The organism is Mycobacterium sp. NGS11 (genome assembly GCF_059813315.1).
Map to the genome: position 1 here is coordinate 275497 of NZ_JCALEJ010000005.1, position 18140 is coordinate 293636.

Consider the following 18140-nt stretch of genomic DNA (forward strand, 5'->3'; position numbering starts at 1 on the left):
GCAACATCTGTCGTACTTGCAAGGTTTTTGAACGGGGTAAACGCGGTTTCGGCAACCGTGTTAGCATCGCGTCGTGACGAGCCCTTGGAATGACCCGAATATGTCGGACGAAGGTGCGCTCAGACGGGGGGATCCGTCCGGGGCCAGCAACTTCCCGGATTCGGTATCCGACACAATGCGTATTACCGATCTGGCCGCGCCGCGGAAAATTCCACCCGGATCGGGCTGGCGGAAATTCATTTACTCCATATCTTTTCACAAAATAAATCCGGGCGAGTCGCCGCGGGAACGGCACTATCGCGATTTGCAGAATCGTATCCGGCGGCATATTCGACGGCAGTACGTCATCACGGTCGTCTCCGGCAAGGGCGGCGTGGGCGTGACGACGCTCGTCGCGTGCCTCGGGGGTGTGTTCCGGGAATGCCGCCCGCAGAACGTGATTGCGATCGACGCCGTCCCGGGTTTCGGCACGTTGGCCGACCGCATCGACGAGTCCCCGCCCGGGGACTACACCGCCATCATCAACGACACCGATGTCCAGGGATACGCGGATATTCGAGAACACTTAGGCCAGAACGTCATCGGCCTTGACGTCCTGGCTGGAAACCGGACTTCCGACCAGCCCAGGCCGTTGGTGCCCGCGATGTTCTCCGGGGTGCTTTCCCGCCTGCGACGCACCCACACGGTGATGATCGTCGACACCTCCCCGGACCTCGAACACGAGGTGATGAAGCCGGTACTGGAAAACACCGACACTCTCGTGTTCGTCTCCGGAATCACCGCGGACCGGTCGCGCCCGGTGCTGCGCGCGGTGGATTACCTGCGTTCGCAGGGTTATCACGAGTTGGTCTCGCGCAGCACCGTGATTGTGAACCACACCGACCAGATCACCGATAAGGACGCGCTGGCTTACTTGACCGAGCGCTTCACCAAGGTCGGGGCGACGGTCGAAGTGCTGCCGTTCGATCCCCACCTCGCCAAAGGCGGCATCATCGACACGGTTCACGAGCTGAAAAAGAAGTCGCGACTGCGCCTCTTCGAAATCACCGCCGGGCTGGCGGACAAATACATTCCTGACGCCGAGCGGTCGGTGCCGTGACAGCGCCGCATAAGGTCGCTTTCCCGGCGCGTTGTGCGGTCAACATTTCATACGAGAAGCATCTGTGTTCCCAGGTGTTCCCGGCCGCAATCCCGATGGAGGGATTCTTCGAGGGAATGGTGGAGCTTTTCGACGCCGACCTCAAGCGCAAAGGTTTCGAGGGCATCGCATTGCCCGCGGGCAGCTACGAACTCCACAAGATCAACGGGGTTCGGCTCGACATCAACAAGAGCCTCGACGAGCTCGGCGTCCAGGACGGCGACACCCTGGTGCTGGTGCCGCGGGTCGACGGTGAGTCGTTCGAACCGCAATACGAATCGCTGTCAACAGGGTTGGCGGCGATGGGCAAATGGCTGGGCCGCGACGGTGGCGATCGGATGTTCGCGCCGGTGACGCCGCTGGCGGCGGCGCACACCGCGGTCGCGGTGATCGCGATGGCAGTCGCGGTTGCCGTGGCATTGACGCTGCGGGCGCGGACATTCACCGACGGCCCCATCCCGGCAGCGGTGTCCGGCGCCGTCGGCGTCTTGCTCGGGGTTGCCACGCTGGTGGTGCGAAGCGGGTGGCGGGGACGGCGCGACCTGTTCGGTGGGTTCGCGTGGCTGGCGGTGTTGTCGCTGGCGACCGCCGGTGCGTGCGCGCCACCCGGCGTGCTCGGCGCCGCCCATGGGCTGATCGGCGCCGTCGTGGTGATCCTGGGCGCCATCGCCATCGCGGTGACGGCGCGAAACCGTTGGCAGACAGCGGTGGTCACCGCGGTGGTGACGGTCTGCGGGATCCTGGCCGCCGTCGCCGCGGTCCGCATGTTCCGGCCGGCTTCGGCTCAGGTGCTGGCGGTCTGCGTGTTGGTCGGATTGCTTGTCCTGGTCCGGATGGCCCCACTGATCGCGCTGTGGGTGGCGCGGGTACGGCCGCCGCACTTCGGATCGATCACCGGTCGGGACTTGTTCGCTCGGCGCGAGGGGATGCCCGTCGACACGGTTGCTCCGGTCAGCGAGGACGAATCCGAGGACGAGGACAACGAACTGACCGACATCACCGCGCGCGGCGCCGCGATCGCCGCCTCGGCGCGGTTGGTCAATGCGGTCCAGGTCGGCCTGTGCGCGGGCGTGTCGATAGTGTTGCCCGCCGCGGTATGGGGCGTGTTGACGCCCGGACGCCAATGGGCGTGGTTGGCGCTGGTGGTCGCGGGGCTGGTGGTGGGCATCTTCCTCACGCAGGGGCGCGGATTCGCCGCCAAATATCAGGCCATCGCGCTCGTGTGTGGGGCATCGGCCGCGGTGTGCGCGGGTGTGGTCAAGTACGCCGTCGCCGCACCGAAAGATGCGATGACCGGCTTGATGTGGCCGGTGGTGACCGTGACGATCTTCGCCGCGTTGGGTTTGGCCGCAGCGCTTTTGGTGCCGACCATGAGGTTTCGGCCGTTCATCCGGTTGACGGTGGAATGGGTGGAAGTGCTCGCATTCATCGTATTGCTTCCAGCCGCGGCGGCCTTGGGAGGGCTCTTCACGTGGATTCGCCACTGAAAAGGGTCGCGGCGGTCGCCGCCGCCGTCACCCTGGTCGCGATGTCAGCCGATATCCCTGCCGCACTTGCCATTACACCACCCTCGGTGGACCCGGGGATGGTTCCACCGGACGGGCCGCCGAGACCCGACCAGCCGATGCGCCGCGCCAACAGCTGCTCGACTCCGATCACCGTGAGGAATCCCGATGTGGCGCAGATGGCCCCGGGCTTCAACTTGCTGAACATCACGAAGGCATGGCAATACAGCACCGGCAACGGCGTGCCCGTGGCGGTCATCGACACCGGGGTCTCGCCGAATCCGCGGTTACCGGTGGTGCCGGGTGGCGACTACATCATGGGCGAGGACGGCCTGTCGGATTGCGACGCCCACGGCACGATCGTCAGCTCGATCATCGGAGCTGCGCCGCAAGGGATTTTGCCGATGCCCCGGCCGATGCCCGCTACTCCGGCGTTCCCTCCGCCGGCCGGTCCACCGCCGGCCGCCGGCGCACCACCCCCACCGGTCGAGGTACCACCCCCGGTGGCACCCCCGCCCCCGCCGCCGCCGGTGACCATCACCCAGGTCCTTCCGCCTCCGCCACCACCTCCGCCGCCCCCGCCGCCGGAGGGAGGCGGCGCCACCGCCGCATCGAACGGTCCCGCCGATCCGCAAACCGAGGACGAACCCGCGGTGCCGCCGCTTCCCCCCGGAGCGCCCGACGGAGTGGTCGGGGTGGCCCCGCACGCCATCATCATCTCGATCCGGCAATCGTCACGCGCCTTCGAACCGGTCAACCCGCCGCCCGGAGATCCCTACTCGGACGAGAAGGTCAAGGCGGGAACGCTGAATTCGGTTGCGCGCGCGGTGGTTCACGCCGCGAACATGGGCGCCAAGGTGATCAACGTTTCGGTGACCTCGTGCCTGCCCGCCGCCTCCACGGCCGATCAGCGAGCGCTGGGGGCGGCGCTCTGGTACGCGGCCACCGCGAAGGACGCGGTGATCGTCGCGGCCGCGGGCAACGACGGGGAAGCCGGCTGTAACAACAATCCGACCTATGACCCGCTGGATCCGTCGGATCCCCGGGACTGGCATCAGGTCAAGATCGTCTCGGCGCCGTCGTGGTTCTCCGACTACGTCCTGTCGGTGGGCGCGGTAGATGCCAGCGGCGCCCCGCTCGACAAGAGCATGTCGGGTCCCTGGGTTGGTGTGGCCGCGCCGGGAACGCACATCATGGGCCTCTCGCCGCAAGGGGGCGGCCCGGTCAACGCGTATCCGCCGTCGCGGCCGGGCGAGAAGAACATGCCGTTCTGGGGAACCAGTTTCTCGGCGGCCTACGTCAGTGGCGTCGCGGCGTTGGTGCGGGCGAAATTCCCCGACCTCAGCGCGCATCAGGTGATCAACCGGATCGTGCAGTCGGCACACAATCCGCCTGCGGGCGTTGACAATAAGGTCGGGTACGGGTTGGTGGACCCGGTCGCCGCGTTGACCTTCAACATCCCGCCGGGCGAGCGGATGCCACCGGGCGCTCAAAGCCGGGTCATCACCCCGGCAGCGCCGCCCCCGCCGCCCGACCACCGGGCGCGCAACATCGCCATCGGATTCCTGGGAATCGTGGCCGCCGGTGTGCTCGTGTTCGCGATCTCGGCGCGGTTGCGGAGGGCGCGATGAGGCCCGACCTGACCGGGTTCAGCCGCGGCAGTAATCGGCGGGTGGTCGGCGTGTGGACGGTGTTCGTTCTCGCGCTCGCGGCGTGGCTGGTGGGTGGTTACATCGGCGCGGCCCTCGCGGTGGTGGTGGGTATCGCGCTCGTCTTCGTGCGGTGGTGGGGGCAGCCGGCGTGGTCGTGGGCCGTCCTGTGGCGGCGCGGCCGGCGTCCGATCGACTGGACCGCCCCGATCACCGTGGCGAACAACCGATCCGGTGGGGGCGTGCGCGTGCAAGACGGCGTCGCCGTGGTGGCGGTGCAGCTACTCGGCAGGGCGCACCGCGCGACCATGGTGACCGGCTCGGTGACGGTCGAGACCGAAAACGTGCTCGACATCGTCGAATTGGTGCCGATGCTGCACCAGGCCCTGGGCCTGCAACTCGACTCGATCAGCGTTGTCACCATCGGTTCCCGGCACGGCACCACCGGAGACTTTCCGCGGGTGTACGACTCGGAGATCGGAACGCCGCCCTACGCGGGCCGGCGCGAGACGTGGCTGATCATGCGGCTGGCGGTGATCGACAATGCCCAAGCCCTTTTCTGGCGCACGACCGTTGGCGCGGCGGCTATTTCGGTCGCACAGCGCATCGCCGGGTTGTTGCGCTGCCAAGGATTGCGGGCGAAGGTGGCCACCGCCACCGACCTCGTCGAGCTCGATCGCCGGCTCGGGCGCGACGCGGTGTCGGGAAATGTGCAGCGATGGAAGGCCATCCGCGGAGAAGCGGGCTGGATGACCACTTACGCATACCCGGCCGATGCGATCACGTCGCGCAATCTCTCGCAGGCGTGGACGCTGCGCGCCGACGAGGTCATCCAGAACGTCACGGTGTTCCCGAACTCCGAATGCACCGCGACGATCACCGTGCGCACCCCGACGCCCGCACCGACGCCACCCAGCGTGATTTTGCGCCGGCTCAACGGCGAGCAGGCGGCAGCCGCGGCCGCGAACATGTGCGGTCCCCTTCCGCACCTGCGGGGCATTCGGCGCAGCCCGCTTCCCCCGCAACTCGTCACCGAGATCGGACCGTCGGGCGTCCTGATCGGCAAACTGAGCAACGGCGATCGGCTGCTGATGCCGGTTACCGACGCCGGCGAGTTGTCGCGCGTGTTCGTGGCGGCGGACGACCCGATCGCCAAGCGGCTCGTGATCCGCACCGCCGGCGCCGGCGAGCGGGTCTGCGTGCACACCCGCGACATGTCGCGCTGGGTCAGCGTGCGCATGCCGGAGATCAGCGTCGTGAGCAGCTCGCGTCCCGCACCGCGGACCACCGTGAGCGTCGTCGAGTACGCTGCGCGACGGGGCAACGCCTTTGGCGCGGCCGAAGCCGGAGGCATCGAGGCTGCGATCTCACCCACTCCGCGGCCTGCGACCGTGATCACCGTGGCACCCGCGGGGGCCAGGCTTTCCGAGGGGCAACGGCACGGCTTCGAGGTGATCATCGAGCAGATCAGCCCGGCGGTGGTGAACGTCAGTGCAGCAGGACAGGATTGGCTTGTCGAGATGGACATGTTCCGCGCCGAGAACCGCTACGTCAGTCTCGAGCCGGTAGGCATGTCGGTCGGCATATAGCGGGTCGGCAAGGCGAGTTTGAGGCACAGTGTGATGAGCGCACGTACCGGTGGCGGCGACAGCGCGAAGCCGCGCAAGGTGGCTGCCCGCAACCTCGGCGCTCGTGGCCACGGCGCTCGAGACGGGGGACGCGATGGGTGATTTACAAACAGCCCGAAGGCATTTCGACCGTGCCATGGCGATCAAGAGCCGGCAGGGTCGCGCGGCGGCGTTACCCGAGTTCGTTGCTGCCACCGACGCCGACAAGTCGATGGCCGACGCGTGGCTGGGGCGCATCGCGTGCGGCGACCACGACCTGGCCTCGTTGCGGCAGCTCTACGCCAGCAGCGAGTGGCTGCACCGCGAAACCACGCGCATCGGGCAGACACTGGCCGCGGAGATCCAGCTCGGTCCCTACATCGGCATCACTGTCACCGACGCATCACAGGTCGGGCTGGCGTTGTCGTCCGCGTTGACGATCGCCGGTGAGTACGCCGAGGCGGACAAGCTGCTGGCCAACCCTGACCTGCTCGACTCGTGGACCAACTACCAGTGGCACCAGTTGGCCCGGACGTTTTTGATGTACCGCACGCAACGCTGGCCGGACGTGCTGCTGGCCGCCGCCGAGGAGCTGCCCGCGCATGCCATCGTGATGTCGGCTGTGACAGCGTCGATTTGCGCGCTGGCCGCTCACGCCGCCGCCCACCTCGGGCAGGGCCGGGTCGCCCTGGACTGGCTGGACCGCGTCGACGTGATCGGGCACACCCAGTCGTCGTCGCGCTTCGACTCGGATGTGCTGACGGCCTCGATCGGCCCGGCCGACATCCCGCTGCTCGTCGCCGATCTGGCCTACGTGCGGGGGATGGTGCACCGGCAGCTGCGCGAGGAGGACAGAGCCCAGGTCTGGCTGTCCAAGGCCACCATCAACGGGGTCCTGACCGAGGCGGCCAAAGAAGCGCTGGCCGACCCGAACCTGCAACTGGTCGTGACCGACGAACAGACCATCAACCGCAGGACCGACCGCTGGGACGCCTCCTCGGCCAAGAGCCGCGACGAACTCGAGGACGACGCCGCCAACGACCGGCGCGCCGAGCTGTTGGCCGAGGGGCGAAAGCTGTTGGCCAAACAGGTCGGACTGGCCGCGGTCAAGGAAGCGGTCGCCGCGCTGGAAGACCAACTCGAAGTCCGGACAATGCGGCTCGAGCATGGCCTGCCGGTGGAGGGGCAGACCAACCACATGCTGCTGGTCGGGCCGCCCGGTACCGGTAAGACGACCACCGCCGAGGCCCTGGGCAAGATCTATGCCGGCATGGGAATCGTGCGGCACCCTGAGATCCGGGAGGTGCGGCGTTCGGATTTCTGCGGCCACTTCATCGGCGAGTCGGGCCCCAAGACCAACGAACTGATCGAAAAGTCGCTCGGGCGAATCATTTTCATGGACGAGTTCTATTCGCTGATCGAGCGCCATCAGGATGGCACACCCGACATGATCGGCATGGAGGCCGTCAACCAGCTGCTGGTCGCCTTGGAAGTGCACCGATTCGACTTCTGTTTCATCGGCGCGGGTTACGAAGACCAGGTGGATGCGTTCCTTACCGTGAACCCGGGTCTGGCCGGCCGGTTCAACCGCAAGCTCCGCTTCGAGTCCTACTCGCCGGCCGAGATCGTCGAGATCGCGCACCGCTACGCCACCCCGCGCGCGAGCCTGCTCGATGACGGCGCGCGCGAATCCTTCCTGGACGCGGCGACGACCATCCGCAACTACACCACTCCCGGCGGCCAGCACGGCATCGACGCCATGCAGAACGGCAGGTTCGCCCGCAACGTTGTCGAACGTGCCGAGGGCTTTCGCGACACCCGAGTGGTCGCGCAAAAGCGGGCGGGTCAGCCGGTGACGGTGGAGGATCTGCAGATCATCACCGCGGCCGACCTGCAGGCCGCGGTGCGCAGCGTATGTTCGGACAACCGCGACATGGCGGCCATCGTCTGGTGACGGTTACGCGGGCTCGAAGCGGAACACGGCCAGCCGGCCCGCCAGCGCTTCGAATTCGTCGGCCGTGCCGTCGCGCACCATCCCCGACCGTTTCGCAAACGCCACGCCGACCGGAACTTCGGTGGGGAACGCCCGCAGCACCGGCCGGGCCTCGTTGGCGGACAGCTCGACGATCCGGACGGGACGCGACCGTCGGCCACGGGTGAGCGTGCCCGCGCCCGCGGCCCGGGCGTTGGCCGCCCAGTCGGCGCCGGGATAGCCGGCCACCACGTAGAGGCCGCCTTCGAAGTGGAAGGGCGTCATCGGGGTGCTGCGCGGGTGACCCGACTTGCGGCCCGGCACGGTGAGCACCATCGCGGGCCCGGTCGGAATCCCGAGCCGTTGCACCGCCATCATGAACTTGTTCATCGGCTTGAGGTAGCGCGGGGGACGCGGATCGGTCATCTTCAGATTCCTACTTTCTCGTTGTCGAACACGCCGCGGTGCTCGGAAACCCAGTGCGCGAACGGAACTGGCGGGCGGCCGAGGATTTTCGCCACATCGCCTGTGACCAGGGCGGGCTTGTCGAGGGTCTCGGCGAGCATGGCGATGTAGGCGTCGGCGAATCCGGCGCCGAACCCCAGCCCGATGAATCGTTGCCGCACGGCCTCGGCGGGGATCTCGCGATACTGCAGCGCCCGGCCCAGGACACCGCCGATGACCTCGACCAGCTCTGCGTTGGTGAACGCCTGTGGACCGGTCAGCGGGATCCGCTGTCCGACAAGCTCATCGGTGAGCAACGCGTGCGCCGCGACGCCCGCGATGTCCGACTCGACGATCGGCGCGGTCGACGCGGCGGCGTATGGCCCGGCAACCACGTCGCCGGCACGGATCTGCGCCGACCACATGCCCGCGAAATTCGTCGCGAACACCGTGGGCCGCAGGCTCACCCAGGCGAGGCCGGAGTCGATCGCCAGGCGTTCGACCTCCCTGTTGCGGTCGCCGCGAAACCGGGACGGCTGCCGGGTGGCGTCGTCGTCGGCGTTGATCGCCGACAGCGCGACCAGCTTGGTGACTCCTTCTAGCCGGCATTGGGCCACGACGTCTGCCAACTGCCCGCCCAGCGCCCGCGAGTTCAGGAACACCGCGGAGGCACCCGACAGCGCGTCGGTGGCCGAACCGAACAGCTTGACGCCCCGTGGAAAACCGGCCGGCGCCGGTTGCCGGGTGACCGCGCGAACGCCTGCGCCGGCGGCGATCAGTTCGTTGACGAGCGGGCGTCCGACGTTGCCGGTTGCCCCGGTGACGACGATGGTCATGAGTGGGTCCCTTCCGTGAACTTCTTGCACTGGGAGAAACGACGGGGGAAAAGGTGGGAAAGTTACATCGCGAACCCGGTAACTTTTTGCCCCTGCAGATCGTCGAAGAGTCATGAACCAGTCGCCGTCCGCCAGCGCCCAGGTCAGCGAGGCCTGGCGCCGCCACCGCCCGTACCTGGTCAACCTCGCCTATCAGATGCTGGGCGATATCGGTGAGGCGGAAGACATTGCGCAAGAGGCCTTTCTGCGGTTCTCGCGCGCCGACGCCGACGAGATCGAGGACGCCCGCGGCTGGCTGACCGTGGTGGCGAGCCGACTCTGTCTCGACCAGGTGCGCTCGGCTCGTGCCCGCTACGAGCGTCCCGGCGACGTCGAGGAACAACCGGCACCGCGCCGCTTCGACCCGGCCGACCGGGTCACCCTCGATGACGAGATCCGCACCGCGCTGCTCGAAGTGCTGCGCAGGCTCAGTCCCGCTGAACGGGTCGCCTTCGTGCTGCACGACGTGTTCGGTGTGCCCTTCGACTCGATATCGGAGACCGTGGGCCGCCCGGTCGGCACCTGCCGCCAGCTGGCACGGCGCGCACGGTCCAAATTCCATGCGGCACAACCGAAGTTGACCGAGGTCGTGCCGGCAGAGCACCAGCTGGTCACCGAAAAGTTCATCACCGCATGCGCCAACGGTGACCTGGATGGGTTGGCCGCGGTCCTGGACCCGACGGTATGGGGCGTGGGCACGATCCTCGCGGACCCGGCACCGCCACCACAGATCAACCACGGACCGGATGCCGTGGCCACCAACCTGTTGCGCTACCTGTGGCCGGACGTGACCCTGGTCAGCGGTCCCGCCGGGGGACCGGTGTTGCTGGCCTTCAGCGAGCGCCGCCTGTTCGCCGTCATCGTGCTGACGATCGACGGATCCCGGGTGCGCAAGATCGAGGCGATCGCCGACCCTTCGGCGCGGGCCTAGTCCCGCTTGTTCGTCGGGCCCGGGTCTTTCGCGCCGTCGGGACGGGCCGCGAAGTAGCCGGCGATGGTCGCGGTGACCTCGAGGAACTTGCGGCGCGTGGCCGGCGCCATCTCGTGGGCCACGTCGATCACGCCACCGGGCCGCAGGTGGGGGTCGAACGGCACCTCGATGACCGGGCGGCCATGATCGGTGAATTCGCGAGCGAGCAAGGCCCGGGTGCGTTTGTCGGCATGCCCATCGGAATCGTTGAGCACCACCAGGCTGCGCTGCAGCAGCGTGGTCAAGCCGTGATCGGTCAGCCACTCCATCGTCCGCGCCGCGGCGGAGGCGCCGTCGGCCCACGGCGACGACACCACGATCAGCGCATCCAGGTCACGCAGGACTTCCTGGGTGAGCGGCGAGTCCATCGTCGAACCGCAGTCGATGACCGAGATCGTGAAATGGCGGTCCAGCCGCAGCGCGGCTTCCCGGTATATCGCCGGATCGAGCACCCGGCGCGGGCCCGACGCGGGTTCGCCGGCGAGCACGTGAAGGCCCGCGGTGTTACGGCCCAACCGCGCCACCACGTCGTCGAAGGACCGAAGGTTCTTGTCGGCGGTCAGCTCCCAGAACGAGCCCGTCGACGCCGGATCGATTCGGCTGCTGAGCCGGCCGAACGCCGTGTCGGCGTCGATCGCCACCACGTGGTCTTGCCGGCGCAGAGTGGCGAGCAGCGAGCCCACGCTCGCGGCCACCGACGTCTTTCCCACGCCGCCCTTGCCCAGCACCCCGACCTTGTAGTTGCCGTACAGGCGGGTCCGGATGGCCGCCTCGAACTGGGCCTCCTGTTGTTGGACGGGAGAGGGGCCCAGATTGATCAGGCCGAAAGTGGCCAGCCGCAGGGCGCGTCGCCAACCGCGGTCGGGTAGCGCCCCGGCGCCCTGCTGCGAATCCGGTGGGGGGCCCGGGTGGTGGGCCTGCGGGGCTGCCGCGGGAGGAGTGGGCCGGCCCGGCTGCGGGGGTGGCGGCCGGAACGATGGCGGGGCGGGCGGGGCCGACTGGGCGGGCGGCGACCAGCCTTGCGGCGGCGCCGGCGCCCGGCCCGATGGGGGCGGGGGAGGAGCCGACGGCGGGCGCGGGGGAGCGGGCCGCTGGGCGACCGGAGCCGCGGCGGGCCGGGACTCTTGGGGCGCCGGCGGGGGCTGTTGCGGGGAGGGACCGGACGGGTGTGGTGCGGGCGTGCTCGGCCGTTCGGGCTGCAGACGGTCCCGCAGGAATTCGTCGCGCTCGTTCATGGGCTCCTCGCGTGCCGGGTGGTGATCGTCGCGCCGGTGGGCCGGCGGCAACGAACGCCTTACGTGATCATCGCCACCGTCAAAACCCGAGATTGCCGGGGGTGGCCGATCCGTCCAGTATCTCTTGTCGCGCCACGTGCGCGAACCTGCAAACTCGGGTCCACACGGCTACGGGCGGTCGCGATGCGCCTGGGTGGGCGCTGAGCACGCCGGTATTGGCGCCCAGCAACCTCGCCAACCGGCCCGGCGCACTCGTCAGCAAACTCTGTGGGGGAGGGTCCATCAGGCTCGGACCTCCCGGCAGACCCGCAGCTACCGCAAGAATTCGTGGCCCCGGACGGGTGGTGGGCATAATCGGGGATCAATGGCAGCAGCGAAATTTACGACGCCGCCGACTGCCGGTTAGACTTGACGAAGTTGGCATGTCAGGCGGGTATTGTCATATCGTTTTACGACTTGTCGAGACCGGTTCCAGGCCGCCGTTCAAAGCTGCACGGGCATCCCTAACAGGATCATCTCCGCCTGGGGCACAGCCCATCGAGACAAGACCGAAGGGGTTCTCGCCCGCAACCTCAAGGGTGCGACCTCGTCGGGGCCGCTGGTAACGGCCGCGCGGAACAGGTGAAGGGTCAGGTGCATATGACGCCCAAGCGCGTCGGGTTATACAACCCCGCGTTCGAGCACGACTCGTGCGGGGTTGCCATGGTCGTCGATATGCACGGCCGCCGTAGCCGCGACATCGTGGACAAGGCAATCACCGCCCTGCTCAACCTCGAGCACCGGGGTGCCCAGGGCGCCGAACCGCGCAGTGGTGACGGCGCCGGCATCATGCTTCAGGTCCCCGACGCTTTTCTGCGCGAGGTCGTCGACTTCGAATTGCCCGCGGAGGGCAGCTACGCCACCGGCATCGCGTTCCTGCCGCAGTCGTCCAAGGACGCCGCGGCGGCCTGTGCCGCGGTGGAGAAGATCGCCGAAGCCGAGGGCCTGACGGTGCTGGGCTGGCGCAACGTGCCCATCGACGATTCGTCGCTGGGCGCCCTGTCCCGCGACGCGATGCCCACCTTCCGCCAGGTCTTCATGGCCGGCGCATCCGGCATGACGCTGGAGCGCCGCGCCTACGTGGTGCGCAAGCGCGCCGAGCACGAACTGGGCACCAAGGGCCCCGGCCAGGACGGGCCCGGTCGCGAAACCGTTTATTTCCCAAGCCTTTCCGGCCGGACGCTGGTCTACAAGGGCATGCTGACCACACCTCAGCTCAAGGCGTTTTACCTTGACCTGCAAGACGATCGGTTGACCAGCGCGCTGGGCATCGTGCACTCGCGGTTCTCCACGAACACCTTCCCGTCGTGGCCGCTGGCGCACCCGTTCCGCCGCGTCGCGCACAACGGTGAGATCAACACCGTCACCGGCAACGAGAACTGGATGCGCGCCCGCGAGGCGCTGATCAAGACCGACGTTTTCGGGACCGAGGCCGACGTCGAGAAGCTGTTCCCGATCTGTACGCCGGGGGCGTCCGACACCGCGCGTTTCGACGAGGCCCTCGAACTTCTGCACCTGGGCGGGCGCAGCCTGGCCCATGCGGTGTTGATGATGATTCCCGAGGCCTGGGAACGCAACGAGACGATGGATCCCGCGCGACGGGCGTTCTACCAGTACCACGCCTCGTTGATGGAGCCGTGGGACGGCCCGGCGTCGATCACGTTCACCGACGGAACCATCATCGGCGCCGTGCTCGACCGTAATGGGTTGCGCCCCTCGCGAATCTGGGTCACCGAAGACGGCCTGGTGGTCATGGCTTCCGAGGCCGGCGTGCTGGACCTGGACCCGGCCAAGGTGGTCCGCCGGATGCGGTTGCAGCCCGGCCGCATGTTCCTGGTGGACACCGCGCAGGGCCGCATCGTCTCCGACGAGGAGATCAAGGCGGAGCTGGCCGCCGAGCACCCGTACCAGGAATGGCTGGACAGGAACCTGGTTCCGCTCGACGACCTGCCGCAGGGCAACTACAAGCGGATGCCCCATGACCGACTGGTCAAGCGCCAGCAGATATTCGGCTATACCTACGAGGAACTCAACCTCCTGGTCGCGCCGATGGTCCGCAGCGGCGCCGAGCCGATCGGGTCGATGGGCACCGACACCCCGGTCGCGGTGCTCTCGCAGCGGCCCCGGATGCTCTACGACTACTTCCAGCAGCTCTTCGCGCAGGTGACCAACCCGCCGCTGGACGCCATCCGCGAGGAGGTGGTGACCAGTCTGCAGGGCACCACCGGCGGCGAGCGCGACCTGCTCACGCCGACCGAGCGTTCGTGTCATCAGATCGCGTTGCCGCAGCCGATTCTGCGCAACCGGGAGCTGGCGAAGCTGATCAACCTCGACCCGGATGACGAGGTCAATGGTCGCCCGCATGGCTTGCGCTCCAAGGTGATTCGCTGCCTGTACCCCGTCGCCGAGGGCGGCGCCGGGCTGGCTGCCGCGCTCGAGGAGGTGCGGGCGCAGGCGTCGGCGGCGATCGCTGACGGCGCGCGGGTGATCATCCTGTCCGACCGTGAATCCGACGAACAGATGGCGCCCATCCCCTCGCTGCTCGCGGTGGCGGGGGTGCACCATCACCTGGTGCGCGACCGGACCCGGACCCACGTCGGGCTGGTGGTGGAGAGCGGGGACGCCCGCGAGGTCCACCACATGGCCGCGCTGGTCGGCTTCGGCGCCGCGGCGATCAACCCGTACATGGCGTTCGAGTCCATCGAGGACATGCTCGATCGCGGCGTCATCGAAGGCATCGACCGCAAGAAGGCGCTCAGCAACTACATCAAGGCCGCCGGCAAGGGTGTGCTGAAAGTCATGTCCAAGATGGGCATTTCGACGGTGGCGTCGTACACCGGGGCCCAGTTGTTCCAGGCGGTCGGCATCTCCGAGGACGTGCTCAGCGAGTACTTCACCGGCTTGAGCTGTCCCATCGGCGGCATCACCCTGGACGACATCGCCGCCGACGTCGCCGCCCGGCACGCGCTGGCCTACCTGGACCGCCCCGACGAGCGGGCCCACCGTGAGCTCGAGGTGGGCGGGGAATACCAGTGGCGCCGCGAGGGCGAGTACCACCTGTTCAACCCCGAGACCGTGTTCAAGCTGCAGCACGCGACGCGCACCGGCCAGTACAAGGTGTTCAAGGACTACACCCGCCTGGTCGACGACCAGAGCGAGCGGATGGCATCGCTGCGCGGCCTGCTCAAATTCCGGGCCGGGATCAACCCCCCGATTCCCCTGGAAGAGGTTGAGCCCGCCAGCGAAATCGTCAAGCGCTTCTCGACCGGGGCGATGAGCTACGGCTCGATCTCCGCCGAGGCGCACGAGACGCTGGCCATCGCGATGAACCGGCTGGGCGGCCGGTCCAACAGCGGTGAAGGCGGCGAAGACGTCAAGCGGTTCGACCGCGATCCCAACGGCGATTGGCGGCGCAGCTCGATCAAGCAGGTCGCCTCCGGGCGGTTCGGCGTCACCTCGCATTACCTGACGAACTGCACCGACATCCAGATCAAGATGGCTCAAGGTGCGAAACCCGGTGAGGGCGGCCAGCTTCCGGGGCACAAGGTGTACCCGTGGGTCGCCGAGGTGCGCCACTCCACCCCCGGCGTCGGCCTGATTTCGCCGCCGCCGCACCACGACATCTACTCCATCGAGGATCTGGCGCAGCTGATCCACGACCTGAAGAACGCCAACCCGTCCGCGCGGGTGCACGTCAAGCTGGTCTCCGAAAACGGCGTCGGCACGGTGGCCGCGGGCGTATCGAAGGCCCACGCCGACGTGGTCCTGATCTCCGGGCACGACGGCGGCACCGGAGCGACTCCGCTGACCTCGATGAAGCACGCCGGCGCTCCGTGGGAGCTGGGGCTGGCCGAGACGCAGCAGACGTTGCTGCTGAACGGATTACGGGACCGCATCGTGGTTCAGGTCGACGGCCAGCTCAAGACGGGCCGCGACGTGATGATCGCGGCGCTGCTCGGCGCCGAGGAATTCGGCTTCGCCACCGCGCCGCTGGTGGTCTCCGGCTGCATCATGATGCGGGTCTGCCACCTGGACACCTGCCCCGTGGGGGTCGCCACCCAGAACCCGGTGCTGCGTGAACGCTTCACCGGCAAGCCCGAATTCGTCGAGAACTTCTTCATGTTCATCGCCGAAGAGGTGCGCGAGTACATGGCGCAGTTGGGATTCCGCACCATCAACGAGGCCGTCGGCCAGGTGAACTCGTTGGACATGACGCTGGCCCGGGCCCACTGGAAGGCGCACCGGCTGGATCTGGCCCCGGTTCTGCACGAGCCGGAATCGGCGTTCATGAACCAGGACCTGTACTGCAGCTCGCGCCAAGACCACGGTCTGGACAAGGCGCTGGACCAGCAGTTGATCGTGATGAGCCGCGAGGCGCTGGACTCCGGAAAGCCGGTGCGGTTCTCCACGACCATCAGCAACGTCAACCGCACGGTGGGCACTATGCTCGGCCATGAGGTCACCAAAGCCTATGGCGGACAAGGGTTGCCGGACGGAACCATCGACATCACGTTCGACGGCTCGGCGGGCAACAGCTTCGGCGCGTTTGTGCCGCGTGGCATCACGCTGCGTGTCTACGGCGACGCCAACGACTACGTCGGTAAGGGCCTGTCCGGCGGCCGCATCGTGGTTCGGCCCTCCGACGACGCGCCCCAGGACTACGTCGCCGAGGACAACATCATCGGCGGCAACGTGATCCTGTTCGGCGCGACCAGCGGCGAGGCGTACCTGCGCGGGGTCGTCGGCGAGCGGTTCGCCGTCCGTAACTCCGGGGCGCACGCCGTCGTCGAGGGTGTCGGCGACCATGGTTGCGAATACATGACCGGAGGGAAGGTTGTCGTCCTCGGTCGCACCGGCCGCAACTTCGCGGCGGGCATGTCCGGCGGCGTTGCCTACATTTACGATCCGCAGGGCGAATTCCCAGGCAATCTCAACGCGGAGATGGTCGAGCTCGAGAGCTTGGATGAAGATGACTACGAGTGGTTGCACGGCATGATTCAGGCGCACGTTGATGCCACCGATTCCGCTGTCGGCCAGCGCATTCTGGGTGACTGGCCGCAACAGCAGCGGCACTTCGCAAAGGTGATGCCCCGGGACTACAAGCGGGTGCTGCAGGCCATCGCCGAAGCCGAACGCGACGGCGTGGATGTCGACAAGGCGATCATGGCGGCCGCGCATGGCTGATCCGAGCGGCTTCCTGAAATACACGCATCGGGAATTGCCGAAGCGCCGGCCTGTCCCGCTGCGGTTGCGTGACTGGCGCGAGGTCTACGAAGAGTTCGACAACGAGACCTTGCGCGAACAGGCGACCCGCTGCATGGACTGCGGTATTCCGTTCTGCCACAACGGTTGCCCGCTGGGCAACCTGATCCCGGAATGGAACGACCTGGTGCGCAGGGATCGGTGGCGCGATGCCATCGAACGGCTGCACGCCACCAACAACTTTCCGGACTTCACCGGGCGGCTGTGCCCGGCGCCCTGCGAGCCGGCCTGTGTGCTCGGCATCAACCAGGATCCGGTGACGATCAAGCAGATCGAGCTGGAGATCATCGACAAGGCCTTCGACGAGGGCTGGGTCCGGCCGTTGCCGCCGGAGGAGAAGACCGGAAAAAAGGTCGCCGTGGTCGGTTCCGGGCCGGCGGGTTTGGCCGCCGCCCAGCAGCTGACGCGTGCCGGGCACACGGTCACCGTGTTCGAGCGGGCCGATCGCATCGGTGGACTGCTGCGCTACGGCATCCCGGAATTCAAGATGGAAAAGCGCGTCCTCGACCGCCGGCTGGACCAGATGCGAGCCGAGGGCACCGAGTTCCGGGCCGGGGTCAATGTCGGCGTCGACATCACCGCCGAGCAACTGCGCGCCGACTTCGACGCCGTGGTGTTGGCCGGCGGCGCCACCGCCGGGCGTGATCTGCCCATCCCCGGGCGGGAACTGGACGGCATCCACCAGGCGATGGAATACCTGCCGTGGGGCAACCGCGTGCAGGAGGGCGACGACGTGCTGGGCCCCGACGGGGAGCCGCCGATCACCGCCAAAGACAAAAGGGTCGTCATCATCGGTGGCGGGGACACCGGCGCCGACTGCCTGGGCACCGCGCACCGGCAGGGTGCGAAGGTCATCCATCAGTTCGAGATCATGCCGCGCCCGCCGGAGACGCGCGCGCCGTCCACCCCGTGGCCGACCTACCCGCTGATGTACCGGGTGTCCTCGGCGCACGAGGAAGGCGGCGAGCGGGTGTTCTCGGTCAACACCGAGGAATTCGTCGGCGAAGACGGCCACGTGACCGCGCTCAAGGCGCACGAGGTGACCATGCAAGACGGCAAGTTCGTCAAGGTCGAGGGGTCCGAGTTCGCACTCGAGGCCGACCTGGTGTTGCTGGCGATGGGATTCGTCGGCCCCGAGAAGGAGGGCCTCCTCACCGATCTCGAGGTGAAATTCACCGAGCGCGGCAACGTCGCCCGCGGCGCCGACTTCGACACGTCGATTGCGGGCGTCTTCGTTGCCGGCGACATGGGTCGTGGCCAGTCGCTGATCGTCTGGGCGATAGCTGAGGGCAGGGCCGCTGCCGCCGCGGCGGACCGATACCTGATGGGGTCGACTGCGCTGCCGGCGCCGGTCAAGCCGACCGCGGTGCCGCTTCAGTAGTAACACCAGTCACACGAGAAACACGGCCGAGTTCGTTCGGCGAGTCTCCCACTGTTTGCCAGA

At 67.8% G+C, this 18140-nt stretch carries 11 protein-coding genes; 8 read left to right on the forward strand and 3 right to left on the reverse strand.

Features of this window, described 5'->3' with window-relative positions; all coding sequences use genetic code 11:
- The first annotated feature begins 73 nt into the window (after positions 1 to 73).
- From AC5Y4T_RS09795 to eccA, 5 genes are all read left to right on the forward strand, one after another.
- Positions 74 to 1099 carry a MinD/ParA family ATP-binding protein gene (locus AC5Y4T_RS09795; protein WP_156624000.1) on the forward strand — a complete coding sequence of 342 codons (1026 nt, stop codon included), beginning with the start codon at positions 74 to 76 and terminating at the stop codon, positions 1097 to 1099.
- Positions 1096 to 2625: a type VII secretion integral membrane protein EccD gene (gene eccD, locus AC5Y4T_RS09800; protein WP_499952838.1), complete on the forward strand. Its 1530-nt coding sequence runs from the start codon at positions 1096 to 1098 to the stop codon at positions 2623 to 2625. Before AC5Y4T_RS09795 ends, eccD begins: the two co-directional genes overlap by 4 nt.
- Positions 2626 to 2666: 41 nt before the next feature.
- Complete coding sequence (mycP, locus tag AC5Y4T_RS09805; RefSeq protein ID WP_499952893.1) at positions 2667 to 4274, forward strand: type VII secretion-associated serine protease mycosin; 1608 nt, start codon at positions 2667 to 2669, stop codon at positions 4272 to 4274.
- Entirely contained in the window at positions 4271 to 5881 is a 1611-nt protein-coding gene (gene eccE, locus AC5Y4T_RS09810) for a type VII secretion protein EccE (RefSeq protein ID WP_499952839.1), read from the forward strand. The genes mycP and eccE overlap by 4 nt, the downstream gene beginning before the upstream one ends.
- Positions 5882 to 6014: 133 nt before the next feature.
- Entirely contained in the window at positions 6015 to 7853 is a 1839-nt protein-coding gene (gene eccA / locus AC5Y4T_RS09815; RefSeq protein ID WP_499952894.1) for a type VII secretion AAA-ATPase EccA, read from the forward strand.
- A 3-nt stretch (positions 7854 to 7856) separates the two neighbouring features.
- On the opposite strand, the gene AC5Y4T_RS09820 is transcribed toward eccA, so the two are convergent.
- Both AC5Y4T_RS09820 and AC5Y4T_RS09825 read right to left on the reverse strand, forming a co-directional pair.
- Positions 7857 to 8297 (reverse strand): nitroreductase family deazaflavin-dependent oxidoreductase, encoded by a 441-nt coding sequence (locus AC5Y4T_RS09820; RefSeq protein ID WP_499952840.1) that lies wholly within the window; start codon positions 8295 to 8297, stop codon positions 7857 to 7859.
- Positions 8298 to 8299: 2 nt separating this feature from the next.
- The gene (locus AC5Y4T_RS09825; protein ID WP_499952841.1) at positions 8300 to 9151 is read right to left on the reverse strand and encodes an NAD(P)H-binding protein; all 852 of its coding nucleotides are present in this window, start codon (positions 9149 to 9151) and stop codon (positions 8300 to 8302) included.
- A gap of 112 nt (positions 9152 to 9263) precedes the next feature.
- Between AC5Y4T_RS09825 and sigI the strand changes: the two genes are divergently transcribed.
- On the forward strand, positions 9264 to 10121 hold the full coding sequence (gene sigI / locus AC5Y4T_RS09830) for an RNA polymerase sigma factor SigI (RefSeq protein WP_499952842.1): 858 nt from the start codon (positions 9264 to 9266) through the stop codon (positions 10119 to 10121).
- On the opposite strand, the gene AC5Y4T_RS09835 is transcribed toward sigI, so the two are convergent.
- Positions 10118 to 11395 (reverse strand): MinD/ParA family ATP-binding protein, encoded by a 1278-nt coding sequence (locus AC5Y4T_RS09835; RefSeq protein ID WP_499952843.1) that lies wholly within the window; start codon positions 11393 to 11395, stop codon positions 10118 to 10120. The two genes, sigI and AC5Y4T_RS09835, sit on opposite strands and share 4 nt — an antisense overlap.
- A gap of 639 nt (positions 11396 to 12034) precedes the next feature.
- Here AC5Y4T_RS09835 and gltB point away from each other — a divergent pair.
- Together gltB and AC5Y4T_RS09845 are read left to right on the forward strand one after the other, a co-directional pair.
- The gene (gene gltB / locus AC5Y4T_RS09840) at positions 12035 to 16618 is read left to right on the forward strand and encodes a glutamate synthase large subunit (RefSeq protein WP_499917308.1); all 4584 of its coding nucleotides are present in this window, start codon (positions 12035 to 12037) and stop codon (positions 16616 to 16618) included.
- Positions 16611 to 18077: a glutamate synthase subunit beta gene (locus tag AC5Y4T_RS09845; RefSeq protein ID WP_499952844.1), complete on the forward strand. Its 1467-nt coding sequence runs from the start codon at positions 16611 to 16613 to the stop codon at positions 18075 to 18077. Before gltB ends, AC5Y4T_RS09845 begins: the two co-directional genes overlap by 8 nt.
- The last annotated feature ends 63 nt before the right edge of the window (positions 18078 to 18140 follow it).

Coding starts and splice junctions, on each gene's coding strand:
- mycP (WP_499952893.1), top strand. CDS start 2,667: ATGTCAGCCGATATCCCTGCCGCACTTGCCATTACACCACCCTCGGTG.
- eccE (WP_499952839.1), top strand. CDS start 4,271: ATGAGGCCCGACCTGACCGGGTTCAGCCGCGGCAGTAATCGGCGGGTG.
- eccA (WP_499952894.1), top strand. CDS start 6,015: ATGGGTGATTTACAAACAGCCCGAAGGCATTTCGACCGTGCCATGGCG.
- AC5Y4T_RS09820 (WP_499952840.1), bottom strand. CDS start 8,297: ATGACCGATCCGCGTCCCCCGCGCTACCTCAAGCCGATGAACAAGTTC.
- AC5Y4T_RS09825 (WP_499952841.1), bottom strand. CDS start 9,151: ATGACCATCGTCGTCACCGGGGCAACCGGCAACGTCGGACGCCCGCTC.
- sigI (WP_499952842.1), top strand. CDS start 9,264: ATGAACCAGTCGCCGTCCGCCAGCGCCCAGGTCAGCGAGGCCTGGCGC.
- AC5Y4T_RS09835 (WP_499952843.1), bottom strand. CDS start 11,395: ATGAACGAGCGCGACGAATTCCTGCGGGACCGTCTGCAGCCCGAACGG.
- gltB (WP_499917308.1), top strand. CDS start 12,035: ATGACGCCCAAGCGCGTCGGGTTATACAACCCCGCGTTCGAGCACGAC.
- AC5Y4T_RS09845 (WP_499952844.1), top strand. CDS start 16,611: ATGGCTGATCCGAGCGGCTTCCTGAAATACACGCATCGGGAATTGCCG.